Genomic DNA, 14,248 nt, shown 5'->3' on the forward strand with positions numbered 1-14,248 from the left:
TTCTTATAAATATGATTCAATTACTTTGTCTAGGTGTTTTACTATTTTATTATTACTAATTATAGTTAAAACAATATTTTACTTACCATAACAACTAATGCAACTAGTAATAAGATGCGTTTAATATTTTTCATAATTAGGTTATTCTTAGGTTGGGACTGCTAACTTGATAAAAATAATTAAAAATAGCGAAGAAATACACGAATAATCGATAAAAAACACAATTTTTTAACAAATAAAGTAGAACTCGATTGAGTTCTAATGAGTTAAACAATTAGGAAATGATATCGAAACCTGTATAAGGAATTAAAACTTCTGGAATTTTAATACCGTTTTCGGTTTGATAATTTTCTAAGATTCCAGCTAAGACTCTTGGCAAGGCTAATGAACTTCCATTAAGCGTATGACATAATTCATTCTTACCATCGCTATTTTTAAAACGTAGTTTTAACCGATTGGCTTGAAAGGTCTCAAAATTTGAAACCGAAGAAATTTCTAACCAACGATCTTGTGCTGTAGAGAATACTTCAAAGTCGTAAGTGAGCGCAGAAGCAAAGGTGACGTCACCACCGCACAGTCTTAAAATTCTATATGGTAACTTCAATTCTTTTAAAATATCTTTTACGTGTTCTATCATTCCGTCAAAAGCCTTATAAGAATTATCTGGATGTTCCACACGGATAATTTCAACTTTATCAAATTGATGTAAACGGTTTAAGCCTCTTACATGCGCTCCATAACTTCCAGCTTCTCTTCTGAAACAAGGTGTATAACCAGTAACTCCAATAGGTAAATCACTTTCGTTTAAAAGCGTATCTCTAAACAAATTAGTGCCTGGTACTTCTGCTGTGGGAATCAAATACAAGTTATCTTCAGTAACATGATACATTTGTCCTTCTTTATCAGGTAACTGTCCAGTTCCAAACCCTGAAGCTTCGTTAACTAAAAGAGGTAATTGATATTCCGTATAACCAGCAGCGGTATTTTTATCCAAAAAATAAGCAATTAAAGCACGTTGTAGTTTAGCGCCTTTGCCTTTGTAAACAGGAAAGCCAGCACCTGTAATTTTATTACCTAGTTCAAAATCAATAATGTCATACTTTTTTGCTAATTCCCAATGTGGTAATGCGCCATCCAATAATTTTGGGATATCTCCCTCTTTGTAAATTTCTTCGTTATCCTCATCTGATGTGCCATTAGGAACTGATGGATGAGGGACGTTAGGTATTTTATAGAGTAGTTGCGTTAGAGCTTCGGCGGTTTCATTTAACTCTTGCTCTAAGCTCTTAACTGTTTCTTTTAACTGGGTTGTTTTTTCTTTTAAAAGATTGGCTTTTTGGGCTTCACCAGATTTAAATAAGTTGCCTATTTCCTTAGATAGGGTATTAGACTCTGCTTTAGTACTATCTAATTTAGTTTGAAGGGCTCTACGTTCTTCATCCAAATTAATAGCTTCATAAACCATTTGGCTAGCATCGATATTTCGTTTTGCTAAACCTTCTATAACATCGTCTTTATGTTCTCTTATATAAGCAACTTGTAGCATATCTATAATTTTGAATTTACACTAATCAATGTAGAAAAATCAAGCCACAAAAGTAATAAGAATTTAAGCGGATTAAAACAAAAAGCATTCTATTTCGATGGAAGTATCCAATCGTGATGTTTAAAGTGATGCCATTCCTCCTTAGCAAGATCCACTTCTGGGTCTATGAGCTGCTTTGACCGCTTACCATTAACGTTTACATAAGAGCGTACATACACTTTCACGGATTTGCCTTTTTTGGCGAAATCTTCTTTCAATCGTTGTGCAAATTGCCAAATAATATCGGGTTTTGTACTTGCACCGCGTTGTTGTTTTTTAGTAAGATAATCATCTAATTGTATTGGTATTTGCTGATTGGTTGCTTCGTCAATTACTCGATATGTTGTGCGACCACTTTTGGCCCTGAGCATCATTCGCCAAGATAAACGATGACCTTCTTCGGTCCATAATACATCATCTTTAAAGAAGTGATGACGCAATGGGAGGGTGATATGAATGATAAAATAAACACAAAGTAAAGTAACTAAGACATTGCTATACTTTGGAATAACAATTTCATGCGACACATAAAAGGGTTTCTTTTTCAGGAACAGATCCCTTATGGTTTTAGGTTTAAAAAAGAACAAGCTGAATGCCAGAGAAAGGTACGGAAAAATTCCAATTTGAAACACTATGGAATTAAACAGATGAAAAAATATCGAGGCGAAGAAAGCATACTTTCTTGTAGGTTTAAATAATAGTAATGGAATGATAAGCCCATCAAACAAAATACCTCCATAAGCTATAAAATAGTGAACCGATTTTTGCTGTAGCGTTTCACCAATTACTGGATAGTTGGCTTTGTTTCTCATTAGCAATTCGATAACTGAAGTGTCTAACCAGTCTGGATATAACTTTGCAATCGATGCATATGTGTATAGGATGAATAGTTGAATAACAAATACCCATTTGCACCAACTAGCCATTGAAATACGTTTTAGAGATGGATTTAATTTTACATCTATAGAAGCATATCTATTTGCTGGTAAAAACACCATCAAATAACTAAGTATAAAAAGTAGGTAATAGTGGTTATTATATGATGATTTTTGCATTAAGTAAGTGGCTGTCCACATCGAAGCGAACATAAACATGCTGAGCCTATATTTATAGCCTACCATGATCAATAGTCCAAAAAAGCCCATGATTGCGTAATAGGCATACATCCAATTACCAGGTAAAGGTTGTAACCACTCAAAGCCGATAAAGGAGAATGTAAATTCTGGTTCAATAAGTACACGTCGTACCCAACCTGTAAAAATTGCTCCAACTGATTCTAAAGCACAAAGTAGCCCAAAGACGATTCTAAAAACAATCAATCCAGAATTATCAATATGCTTAAATAGAAATTTATTCATTTTGAGACTCTATATAGGCTAATGCGTTAATCCTATCTTTTTTTAATTGCGCTTTTAGGGCTGCAATATTCATGAATTTCTGTTCGCTTCTGAGGCGTTTAAGAAACTCAATTTTCAATACTTTATTATAGATGTTTTGGTTAAAATCTAAAAAGTAAACCTCTATCGAACGTTCTTTTCCATCAACAGTTGGATTTGTGCCTATATTCATCATGCCATAGACTATGGAACCCTCAATATTGGATTTTACAACATAAACACCATCATTTGGAATTAACTTGTAGCTTTCTTTTATGTGAATATTTGCAGTAGGGAACTCTATTGTTCTTCCCAAGCCTTTTCCCTTAATGACTTCTCCAGTAATAAAATAATTATAACCTAAATATGAGTTTGCTAAATCGACCTCGCCATTATCCAGTGCTTTTCTGATCTTTGTAGAACTTACAGTAACATTTTCAATGTCTTGGGCTGAGATTTCTTCGACTTCGAAATCATAACGCTTAGCAAATTGTTTTAAATCGCTAATATTGGCTTCTCTGTTTTTACCAAAGTGATGATCATAACCAATAACAATCTGTTTGGTTTTTAATTCATCAACTAAAATATGTTTCACATAATCTTTAGCGGATAGATCAGCAAATTCCTTAGTAAATTCTTTGACGATTACATTCTCAATACCATAACTTTTTAAGAGTTCAATACGTTCGTCAATGGTGTTCAAAAGTTTTATGGAGTGCTCATTCTGCAAAACCATTCTGGGATGCGGAAATAGCGTTAAAACTGCTGAAGTGTATCCATGAATTTGAGCTAGATTGACAACGCGATTTAATATTTTCTGATGTCCAATATGCACGCCATCAAAGGTGCCAATGGTAATTATTTTTGAAGTATTTGTAATCAATAGTTGAATTTTATAAGGTTTTGCTGGTTTTTCGACAAAAGACATAACGTTCGTTCAAAAAAACCTTAAATTCGTGGAATTTCAAATTTTCACACTAAAACTTATGAAAACAAAGCTACATTTTGTTTTGTCATTATCCATGATTTTATCTGTGTTTTCTGTTGTAGCACAACAGCATTATTGGCAAAAAACTAATAAGGCAGATATCAACAGCTCAAATGGTAAAACCGATTTAAATCAAAAATTTTATCAAACATACCAACTGAATTTAGAGGCTTTTAAGGCTCAACTTTCTGGAGCTCCATTGCGTTCAACTAATACAAGAAACTCTAATGTTAGCATATATCTTCCCAATGGCAAAGGACAGTTAGAGCAGTTTATGGTGGTTGAGGCTCCTGTCCTGTCAGAAGAGCTCTCTAGGTTATATCCAAATATTAAAACTTATGTTGGTTATAGTCCTGAGCAACCTGGAACTCGAGCTCGTTTTAGTGTCACGCCTCAAGGATTGCAATCATTGATTTCATATCCTGATGCACCTATGCATTTTACGGTGCCTTTGAGTAAAAGGGATAATACAGCATATATTTCATATAGTAGAGACGCTAGAACTAATGGAACGAAAGAATTTGAATGTTTTACAGAAGATGAATTCTTGCCAATTCGAACGAATGAGATGGCTAGGAGAGATGCGAATGACCAAATCTTAAGAACCTTTAGAATCGCTATTTCGGCCCATGCAGAATACACTAATTTTTGGGACGATGGTAATGCAGCAAATGGCAATGCTCAAGAAGATGCACTAGCCCAAGTTGTGTCTACTTTAAATAGGTCTAATGAGGTCTTTGAGGTTGATATGGCTGTGAATTTTATGTTAGTAACAGGTACTGAGATTATATATACAGATCCAAATACAGATCCGTACACCGGAAATTTTAATTCTGAGTTACAAGCAACGCTAACTGCAAATGTTGGAGAAGCTAATTATGATATAGGCCATCTTTTTGCTTTTGGAGGAGGTGGAAATGCAGGTTGTATTGGTTGTGTTTGTGTCGATGGACAAAAAGGAAGTGGGTATTCTGCCCATCCGTTTACAGATAACGATGGTGGGCCATATATGTCAGATTTTTTTGATATTGATTATGTACCACACGAAATTGGTCACCAAATGGGAGCCAATCATACCTACTCTCATTTTTCTGAAGGGACTGGTGTGAATGCCGAACCTGGAAGTGGTACTACAATAATGGGTTATGCCGGTATTACTGGAGCTAATGATGTACAGGATCATTCAGATCCATATTTCCATTATTACAGTATTACACAAATTTTAGATAATCTTAATACTAGAACGTGCTGGACAAGTACTGCTATTTCTAATAGTCCACCTACAGCAAACGCTGGAACTGATTATACCATCCCAATAGGTACAGCTTTTGTATTAAAAGGTGCCGCGACAGATCCTGATGCCGGAGACGTATTAACATATACATGGGAGCAGATAGATGATGGTGTTACAACTTCAGGTAATTTTGGACCTAATAAAACTGCCGGAGCTGTTTGGAGGTCTAGACCTCCAAGCACATCGCCTGATCGCTATATGCCAATTATTGAGCGTGTTATTGCTGGCGAGCTGACCGAAACAAGTCCACTCGAAACTATAGATAATTCATCTTGGGAAACTGTCTCTAACGTGGGTCGAAATTTAAATTTTGCATTAATTGTAAGAGATCGAAGTGAAGTTAATGGTGTTGGTCAAACACCACAAAGCGATTTTGACACTATGATGGTCACTGTTGATGACGCTTCAGGCCCTTTCTTAGTATCATCGCAAACAACTAACGAGATTTGGGATGCAGGTTCTAATCAAATCATAACTTGGGACGTTTCAGGCACAAATGCAGGTGCTGTAAATACACCCACAGTTAATATATTATTATCAACAGATGGTGGGTTTACATTTCCATTTGTCATGGCAGCTGATGTGCCAAATGATGGCTCTCATAATGTTACAGTACCTATAACAGGTGGCGATTCATCAACTGTAAGAGTAAAAGTAGAAGGCAATAATAATATTTTTTACGCTATCAATTCAACAAACTTCTCAATACAAGAATCTGAGTTTGTGTTAAATGTTAGTGATAATTCTGTTGATATTTGTTCGCCTGACAATGCCGAGTTTACCTTTACGTACAATACGTTTTTAGGGTTTTCTGGTACAACAACATTTAGTGCAACAGATCTACCAATAGGGGCATCTGCATCATTTTCTCCAACTACGGCTGTAGCTGACGGTACAGTTGTTACTGCTACTGTTTCTGGTATAGGGACTTTAGCTATAGGGAATTATCCATTTTCGATCGTTGGAACCTCTGGTGGGATTACAAAAACGAGCGATGTTGAGTTTAATGTATTTGACACTAATATTGGCGCTGTGAATTTACTTGCTCCAGTAAATGGGGCAATAGACATAGAAGCAGATAATGCTGTTTTCACCTGGGATTCAGATTTAAACGCAACTACTTATGAAATAGATATTGCAACAGATGCTGCATTTACAGACATTATTGCTGATTCGGTTGTTAATGACCCAACATTTACTTTAACCACTTTAAATGCTGAAACGGAATACTTTTGGAGAGTTAGAGGAGTTAACGATTGTGGGTCAGGTAATTATTCTCAAGCCAGTTTTACAACTGCAAATATCATTTGTTTTAATTTTGACGCCTCAGACACACCTATAGCCATTCCAGATAATGATATCGCCGGAGTAAATTCTATTATTAATGTAATGACGGCATCACTAATTACTGATGTTAATGTGACGGTAAATGTATCCCACAATTGGACCGAGGACGTTACATTAAAACTTATTGCTCCAGATGGTACTGAAATTTTACTTTCGGCAGGAAATGGAGGTAGTGGTGATGACTATTCCAATACTATTTTTGACAGTGATGCTTCTACATCAATTACAACTGGAACAGCACCATTTACGGGAACTTTTCAACCAGAAGGTGATTTGTCATTATTGAATGGAAATTTATCTAGTGGTGACTGGACCTTAAATGTTTCGGACACTATAGGATTTATTTCAGGAACCTTGGACAGCTGGTCCCTAGAAATTTGTGGTATTCCTCAAGACGATGATGACATGGATGGTATTCCTAATGATTCAGACAACTGTCCTACAACTGCAAATTCTGACCAGTCGGATATTGATGGTGACGGAGTTGGTAATGTTTGTGATGATGACATGGATAATGATACCATACTAAACGATAACGATAATTGTCCAATGACGCCAAATACGGATCAAACAGATTTAAATAATAATGGTATTGGTGATGTTTGTGAAGAATCATGTACGATGCTAACTGCAAGCGATACACCCATCGCTATTACTGAAGGCACAGAGATCAATACATATACATCTATAATTACTGTTGGCTTTGATCAGGAAATCGCAGATGTGAATGTGAACATTAATATACCCCATACTTGGGTAAGTGATTTGGATATTACATTGACGAGTCCAGCTGGTACTATAGTCGAATTAACATCGGACAATGGTGGAAGTGCTGAAAATTATATAGATACCATATTTGATAGTGAAGCAACAACATCAATAACAGCTGGTGCAGCTCCTTTCACAGGGACATTTTCTCCGGAAGGAGATATATCAGTATTAAATGGAGAGTTTACTGCTGGCGATTGGATCTTAACAGTAGTGGATGATTTTCCTGATGATGATGGTGGCAGTATTAATGAATTTACTTTGGAACTATGTGTTTTAGGAATACTTTCCACTCCAGAATTAGATGTAGATAACACATTTAGTATTTTTCCTAACCCTAACAATGGAGAATTTACTGTTATCTTGAATAATTCTATTTCAGAAAAAGTTCAGATAGAATTATATGATATTAATGGTAGGAGAATTTATGATAAAACATATAGCTCAATAGCTAATTTCAGAACATCTATTAGATTAGAAAATGTTCAATCTGGCATATATTTAATTAAGGTAAAAGATGGGACACGCCTAATGACCAGAAAGTTAGTCATTAATTAAGTAAAAGTTTGAGAAATAAAAAAGACCGTTTTGACGGTCTTTTTTATTTTCCATTAAATTGGTTCATGGTATTATTTACTCCTGCCAAGACAAATGATTTTATTAATTCAGTAGAGGTCTTAAGGCGCTCATCAAGTTTCGAATTTTCTTCCTCAGTCCATTCACTAAGGACATAATCTACTTGTCTTCCCTTACCAAAACTATCACTTATACCAAACCTAAAACGATTATATTTCGTGGTCTGTAATTTGTCTTGAACATCCTTTAGTCCATTGTGACCACCATCACTGCCTTTAGTCTTTAATCGTATAGTTCCGAAAGGCAGATTAAGGTCGTCGGTTATTACAAGTAAATTCTCTAATGGAATTTTTTCTTTTTCTAACCAATATTTTACTGCCTTGCCACTTAAATTCATGTAAGTACTAGGTTTGAGGAGTATCAATGTTCGACCCTTTATTTTTGCATTGGCAACATCACCAAGTTTTAAACTTTCAAAAGCTACAGATTCAGTATTAGCAAGGCTATCCAAAACTTTAAAGCCGATATTATGTCTTGTGTTAGCGTATTTTTCACCAATATTTCCTAAACCAACAATTAAGAATTTTTTCATTTTATCTTCTTCATTTTGCTCAATTCTATTGCCAAAACCAAGCCACTTTTTAAGAAAATTACACATTGTATATCTTTTGTGTAAAAATAAAAAAAGCATCCTGATACAGAATGCTTTTTAAATATTTGAAAAGATATTTACTTATTCTTGTGCTGCTTCCGCTGCAGGAGTATCTGCTCCACCTTCTGGCGTTGCAGTTCCTTCTGCTGCAGTTCCTTCTACTCCTTCTGCTCCTTCTTCTTCCTCGTCGTCCTCAGCATCAACAATAGCTAATCTACTACGTCTTACTTGACACACAACAATATTATCAGGGTGCATAAATTTATAATCGTCGTTTGCTATTTCATTAATGTAAAGCTTCGTTCCAATTTTAAGTGGCGTTATGTCTACTTCAATAAAATCTGGTAATTTAGAAGGTATGGCTTTAACTCTAAGCTTACGGTAAGGCATTCTTAAGTTACCACCATTTAAAACTCCTTTAGAAACTCCCACAGTTTTCACAGGAATTTCCATTGTAATTTCTTTGTTCTCATGGATTTGATAAAAATCGATGTGTAGAATTCTGTCCGTTACAGGGTGAAATTGAATGTCTTGCATTACTGCATCGTACTTTTCACCATTATCTAGGGCAATCACAACTGTATGCGCATTAGCGGTATATACAAGTTTAGAGAATGCCAACTCTGTTGCAGAGAAATGTAATGGCTTGTCTCCTCCGTATAATACGCAAGGAACCTGACCAGCATTACGTAAGGCTTTTGTTGACGTTTTGCCCACGCTTTCTCTTTGAGATCCATTGATTGTAATTGATTTCATTTTTGAAATTTTAGTTTAAAATATTAATTACCTCATTTTGAGGGCTGCAAATTTAAACATATAATAGAAAAATACTAGTATTTAGAAGCTATTTTTTCTTCCACAGCAGATAAATACCAAAAAACACTTTGAAAATTAAAGAATTTAGTAGTCTCTGGCCATGTTTACATTACAAACTTACTACTAATAGATTTGTTGTGATGTACATTATACATGACTTCCGCAAATAAATTGGCACAACTTAATACTCTTAATTTTTTACTTTTCTTTTTAATTGGGATAGAATCGGTAACTATTAACTCTTCAAGCTTAGAATTCTCTAATTTTTTATAGGCATCTCCCGAGAGAATTGGATGCGTGCAGATAGCTCTTACACTTTTAGCGCCGCGTTCCATCATTAAGTCTGCAGCTTTTGTTAGTGTACCAGCAGTATCTACCATATCATCCACCAATACTACGTTTTTGCCTGTGACATCCCCAATAAGTTCCATATGTGATATAACATTGGCTTTAGCACGTTGCTTATAGCATATAACAACATCGCTACTTAGGGCTTTTGAATAGGCATAAGCACGTTTGGATCCACCCATGTCTGGAGATGCTATGGTAAGGTTGTCTAAATTAAGACTTTTTAAATAAGGTAAAAATATTGTTGAGGCAAACAAATGATCTACTGGTTTCTCAAAGAAACCTTGTATTTGATCTGCATGTAAGTCCATTGTTATAATACGCGTAGCTCCTGCTGCTTCCAACATTTTGGCCACTAACTTTGCAGCAATTGGAACTCTCGGCTTATCCTTTCTATCTTGTCTTGCCCAACCAAAATAGGGCATCACCGCAGTAATATGCCTTGCAGAGGCACGTTTGGCTGCATCTATCATTAGCAACATCTCCATTAAATTCTGTGGTCCAGGATTTGTGGAACCAATAATAAAAATACGAGTACCTCTTATGGACTCTTCGTAAGATGGTTGAAATTCACCATCACTGTAAGTAGATGTTATCACATTACCTAACTTAACGCCGTATGCAGCAGCAATTTGTTCTGCTAATTCCTTGCTTTGTGTACATGTAAAAACTTTTGCTTCTGTAGTATTATTAGGCATTTGAGTAAGTAATTAAAAAGGGTTGTTAGTTGCGTTTTTAGATAGGCTCAAATTTAGAAAATTATTTTATGGCATAAAGGATAAAACCTACTAATTTTGATTGTTTGGCGGAAAATATTTTATATTTTTGCTGTCCAAAATTTGCTCAAGTGGCGGAATTGGTAGACGCGCTGGATTCAAAATCCAGTTTCTTCGGAAGTGTGGGTTCGATTCCCACCTTGAGTACAGATAAATTAAAAGGCTTAATCGAAAGATTAGGCCTTTTTTATTCATTATTTTTACTTTAGACCATTTAGAACTGATTTAGTGGCGCATATATTTTATATATTGAAAATAAATTCTATTTTTGGTTAACCAATCTGGTAAACCAATTTTAATTATGACGTATTCTAGAATCACTATTTGAATTTACAGGTTGTTCATTAACTTTTTTAAAAACATTCCATGAGAAATTCCATTATAGCTTTTTTACTGTTAGTAACACTAATTTCGTGTAAAGAAGTATCGCAATCAGAACTATATATTTCCAACATTAAAGATTTAGAGCAAGTGATTTCTAATGCGAAACCTGGGGATGAAATCATACTAAAAAATGGCGTCTATCGTGATGTTCAAATAAAATTTAGGGGCAAGGGAACAAAAGACAATCCTATTGTTTTAAAAGCCGAAACGCCAGGTGAAGTTTTGATAGAAGGAGAATCGTATCTAAAATTTGGAGGCGAATATTTGGTTGTTGAAGGTTTACATTTTAAAAATGGCTTTTCACCATCTAATGCAGTAGTGGATTTTAAGATTAGTCACAAAGATGCACCAGACGAAATTGCTAATAACTGCAAATTCACCAACTGTGTTATTGAAGATTTTAATAAGCCGAAACGAGACAATAGCGATTTATGGGTACAATTTTGGGGACGACATAATGAGCTAAGCAACTGCTACATCGCCGGTAAAACCAATAGAGGTCCAACAGTGAGGGTGAGTATTGCAGGTATAGAGAGCATTAATAATTATCATCAAATTGTAAATAACCATTTCGGGCCAAGGCCAGTAAAAGGAGGTCCAAGTGGAGAAACTATTCAGTTAGGGGATAGCTATACATCGATGTCGCCAAGTCATACTTACGTTGCTAATAACTTATTTGAAGAATGTAATGGTGAGGTAGAAGTGATTTCAAGCAAAACAAATTTTAACGTCTTTAAGAATAATGTCTTTTACAGGAGCGAGGGTTCTTTGGTAACACGTCATGGTAATTATGTCACAGTTGATGGTAATTATTTTATAGGTGATGGCGTAAATGAAAATTATGGAGGCATTAGAATTATTAATACAGGACATTGGGTCGTCAATAACTATTTTTATGGTTTAAAAGGAAAGAGTTTCAGAAGCCCTTTAGCGGTTATGAATGGTATTCCTAAGTCACCTTTAAATCGTTACAACCAAGTCACAGATGTTGTCGTTGCATATAACACTTATGTTAACTGTTCTTCGCCTTGGCAATTTGGTGTTGGACAAAATTTAGCGCAAGCAGATGTATTGCCAAAATCCGAAATTCGCTCGGCACGAGCAATTAGAACAACTGTTGCAAATAATATTATATATAATGAAAAGGGCTTGGAAAAGGTAGTGGTCGAAAACGATAAAGCAGATGGTGTGACATTCAAAAATAACATCATAAATAATCAAGGTTTAGAGTTTAAAGATTTTGATGGAGGTATTGTTGAAGCAACATTAGAGCTAAGGGAATTATCGGATAATATTTATATTCCTGTAGGTATACCAGACGACTTCGAAGCCTATGATGGTTTCGATTTTAATACGATTGATACTGATTTATTAGGTGTGTCTAGACAAGATGACAAGAGTATTGGTGCCATAACTGGTAAAAACGTATCTAATCCGAATGTTTTAGACAAGTCGAAATATGGAACAACTTGGTTTTCAAATGAAATAGAAGCTAAGGATCCTGTTACTCATAACGTTTCTAATGTGGAAGAACTTATAGCTAGAATAAATGAAGCAAGTAATGGTGATATTATTGCTTTGGCTAATGGCTTTTATAACCTAGATTCATCGTTAGAAATTCAGAAAACGCTTTTAATTCAGTCCCAAGGAAATGAAAGGGCACAATTGGTATATTCAGGAGAAGCGAATACGCCTCTATTTTCACTACAACCTTATGGAAAACTAACTCTTGATAATGTTGTATTAAAAGGAAACAGTGAGAACTATGCGTTTTCAAGCCTCAAACAAAACATGTATAATCACTTCGGGCTAACAGTTCAGAATTCAGAAATAAGTGATTTTAGTTATGTGCTAAAAGTTTATAAAGAGAGCTTTGCAGAACGTATCACTTTTAAGAATACATCAATTTCGAATTGTGAAAACGGTATAGAATTATCAGAAGAAACGAATGATAAGGGTGATTATAATACAGAATATTTAACTATTAATAACTGCAATTTCAATAACATAAAAGCAAATGTGATTGACTATTACAGAGGCGGTTATGATGAATCTACAATCGGAGGAAACCTGTTAGTTAGCAACAGTACATTTACTAATTGTGGAGTAAATGAGAAAAACAAAACGCTCTTAAATCATAGAGGTATTATTAATGTTAACATTACTGAAAACACATTCAAAAATAATCCTGTACAGTTTGTTTCAATTTTATGGGGAGCTAAAAACAATGTAGAATCAGAGAATACTTTAGTTAATTCCGGACAAATAAAAACTGAGCAGAATTTAAAACTAACCCTGATGTACTAAAAATTATGTCAAAAAAAGTGGTCACATTTGGTGAAGTGATGATGCGATTATCGCCACCAGGCTATGAAAAATTTTCGCAAGCATCTTCATTTGAGCTTGTTTATGGTGGAGGTGAGGCAAACGTTGCCATCTCGTGTGCTTACTTAGGTATGAAGGCTGCCCACGTCACTCGTTTTCCCAATAATGCGCTCGGAAAAGCCGCTACACAATTTTTGCGTAAACATTGGCTAAGTACTGAGCATGTGATTTACGGGGATGATATGATGGGCAAGTATTTTCTTGAAAAAGGCGCTGTTCATAGATCTAGTGAGGTTATTTATGAAAGAGAAGGATCTGCTTTCTCATTGATTGAACCGTCAATGATAAATTGGGAAAGCGTACTCAAAGATGCTGATTGGTTTCATTGGACAGGTATTACGCCTGCCATTTCGGATGGTGCTGCTAAGTGTTGCCTAGAGGCCATTAAAACAGCCAATAAAATGGGAATAACCGTTTCTGGAGATATTAACTCGCGAAGCAACATGTGGAAATATGGCAAAACCATGCAAGATGTTATACCTGAATTGGTAGAACATTGTGACGTTGTCATAACTAGTAGTCGTGGCATTCGAGAAATGTTTGGATTGGGTCAATCAGAGGATAGTTTTAATACTTTAGCGAAAGAATTGATAACGCTTTTTCCTAGTGTGAAAAAAGTAGTTAAAAAAACAAGACGAATGTTGAGTGCTTCGCATAATCAGATACAGGGTAAAATGTGGAATGGGAAAGCGTATATTAAAACAGATATGCTCAACATCACTCATATTATAGATCGTGTTGGTACTGGAGATGCTTTTGCGGCAGGTTTAATATATGGCTTATTGCATTATGAAGATCAGCAAGCTTTGGATTTTGCCTCAGCTGCTTGTGCACTCAAGCATACTGTTCCTGGAGATGTAAATATAGTGTCTCTCGAAAATGTACGAGATTTAATGGAAGGAAACACCACTGGAGCTATAAGACGATAAATTAAATAAACTACTGGTTTTGTA

At 35.2% G+C, this 14,248-nt stretch carries 9 protein-coding genes and 1 tRNA gene; 4 read left to right on the plus strand and 6 right to left on the minus strand.

The features are described from left to right. Positions 1–274: 274 nt before the first annotated feature. The 3 genes from serS to H7F21_RS03365 all read right to left on the minus strand — a co-directional run bounded on the left by serS (position 275) and on the right by H7F21_RS03365 (position 3,889). The gene (serS, locus tag H7F21_RS03355) at positions 275–1,546 is read right to left on the minus strand and encodes a serine--tRNA ligase (RefSeq protein ID WP_185787806.1); all 1,272 of its coding nucleotides are present in this window, start codon (positions 1,544–1,546) and stop codon (positions 275–277) included. Positions 1,547–1,635: 89 nt separating this feature from the next. Next, the gene (locus H7F21_RS03360) at positions 1,636–2,943 is read right to left on the minus strand and encodes an HTTM domain-containing protein (protein ID WP_185787807.1); all 1,308 of its coding nucleotides are present in this window, start codon (positions 2,941–2,943) and stop codon (positions 1,636–1,638) included. Continuing rightward, a complete protein-coding gene (locus tag H7F21_RS03365; protein WP_185787808.1) occupies positions 2,936–3,889 on the minus strand; it encodes a bifunctional riboflavin kinase/FAD synthetase in 954 nt (317 codons plus the stop codon). The genes H7F21_RS03360 and H7F21_RS03365 overlap by 8 nt, the downstream gene beginning before the upstream one ends. A 58-nt stretch (positions 3,890–3,947) precedes the next feature. Here H7F21_RS03365 and H7F21_RS03370 point away from each other — a divergent pair, with 58 nt between their 5' ends. Beyond that, a complete protein-coding gene (locus H7F21_RS03370; protein WP_185787809.1) occupies positions 3,948–7,916 on the plus strand; it encodes a reprolysin-like metallopeptidase in 3,969 nt (1,322 codons plus the stop codon). A gap of 43 nt (positions 7,917–7,959) precedes the next feature. On the opposite strand, the gene pth is transcribed toward H7F21_RS03370, so the two are convergent. The 3 genes from pth to H7F21_RS03385 all read right to left on the minus strand — a co-directional run bounded on the left by pth (position 7,960) and on the right by H7F21_RS03385 (position 10,448). Next, positions 7,960–8,592: an aminoacyl-tRNA hydrolase gene (gene pth / locus H7F21_RS03375; RefSeq protein WP_185787810.1), complete on the minus strand. Its 633-nt coding sequence runs from the start codon at positions 8,590–8,592 to the stop codon at positions 7,960–7,962. 75 nt (positions 8,593–8,667) lie between these two features. Then, positions 8,668–9,342, minus strand: coding sequence for a 50S ribosomal protein L25/general stress protein Ctc (locus tag H7F21_RS03380; RefSeq protein WP_185787811.1), 675 nt, complete (start codon positions 9,340–9,342; stop codon positions 8,668–8,670). Between the two features lie 164 nt (positions 9,343–9,506). Further along, positions 9,507–10,448: a ribose-phosphate pyrophosphokinase gene (locus H7F21_RS03385; RefSeq protein WP_185787812.1), complete on the minus strand. Its 942-nt coding sequence runs from the start codon at positions 10,446–10,448 to the stop codon at positions 9,507–9,509. Between the two features lie 143 nt (positions 10,449–10,591). On the opposite strand from H7F21_RS03385, the gene H7F21_RS03390 reads away from it, so the two are divergent. The 3 genes from H7F21_RS03390 to H7F21_RS03400 all read left to right on the plus strand — a co-directional run bounded on the left by H7F21_RS03390 (position 10,592) and on the right by H7F21_RS03400 (position 14,224). Further along, positions 10,592–10,673: transfer RNA gene (locus tag H7F21_RS03390), tRNA-Leu, on the plus strand. A 219-nt stretch (positions 10,674–10,892) separates the two neighbouring features. Next, on the plus strand, positions 10,893–13,217 hold the full coding sequence (locus H7F21_RS03395; RefSeq protein WP_185787813.1) for a chondroitinase-B domain-containing protein: 2,325 nt from the start codon (positions 10,893–10,895) through the stop codon (positions 13,215–13,217). Positions 13,218–13,222: 5 nt separating this feature from the next. Continuing rightward, positions 13,223–14,224 carry a sugar kinase gene (locus H7F21_RS03400; RefSeq protein ID WP_185787814.1) on the plus strand — a complete coding sequence of 334 codons (1,002 nt, stop codon included), beginning with the start codon at positions 13,223–13,225 and terminating at the stop codon, positions 14,222–14,224. Positions 14,225–14,248: the final 24 nt, after the last annotated feature.

This window comes from Winogradskyella flava (assembly GCF_014243395.1).
In the GTDB taxonomy this organism is placed as follows: domain Bacteria; phylum Bacteroidota; class Bacteroidia; order Flavobacteriales; family Flavobacteriaceae; genus Winogradskyella; species Winogradskyella flava.

Bases quoted from the DNA above. Each gene is read 5' to 3' on its own strand.
- pth (WP_185787810.1), bottom strand. From the start codon at position 8,592: ATGTGTAATTTTCTTAAAAAGTGGCTTGGTTTTGGCAATAGAATTGAG.
- H7F21_RS03360 (WP_185787807.1), bottom strand. From the start codon at position 2,943: ATGAATAAATTTCTATTTAAGCATATTGATAATTCTGGATTGATTGTT.
- serS (WP_185787806.1), bottom strand. From the start codon at position 1,546: ATGCTACAAGTTGCTTATATAAGAGAACATAAAGACGATGTTATAGAA.
- H7F21_RS03385 (WP_185787812.1), bottom strand. From the start codon at position 10,448: ATGCCTAATAATACTACAGAAGCAAAAGTTTTTACATGTACACAAAGC.
- H7F21_RS03365 (WP_185787808.1), bottom strand. From the start codon at position 3,889: ATGTCTTTTGTCGAAAAACCAGCAAAACCTTATAAAATTCAACTATTG.
- H7F21_RS03400 (WP_185787814.1), top strand. From the start codon at position 13,223: ATGTCAAAAAAAGTGGTCACATTTGGTGAAGTGATGATGCGATTATCG.
- H7F21_RS03395 (WP_185787813.1), top strand. From the start codon at position 10,893: ATGAGAAATTCCATTATAGCTTTTTTACTGTTAGTAACACTAATTTCG.
- H7F21_RS03370 (WP_185787809.1), top strand. From the start codon at position 3,948: ATGAAAACAAAGCTACATTTTGTTTTGTCATTATCCATGATTTTATCT.
- H7F21_RS03380 (WP_185787811.1), bottom strand. From the start codon at position 9,342: ATGAAATCAATTACAATCAATGGATCTCAAAGAGAAAGCGTGGGCAAA.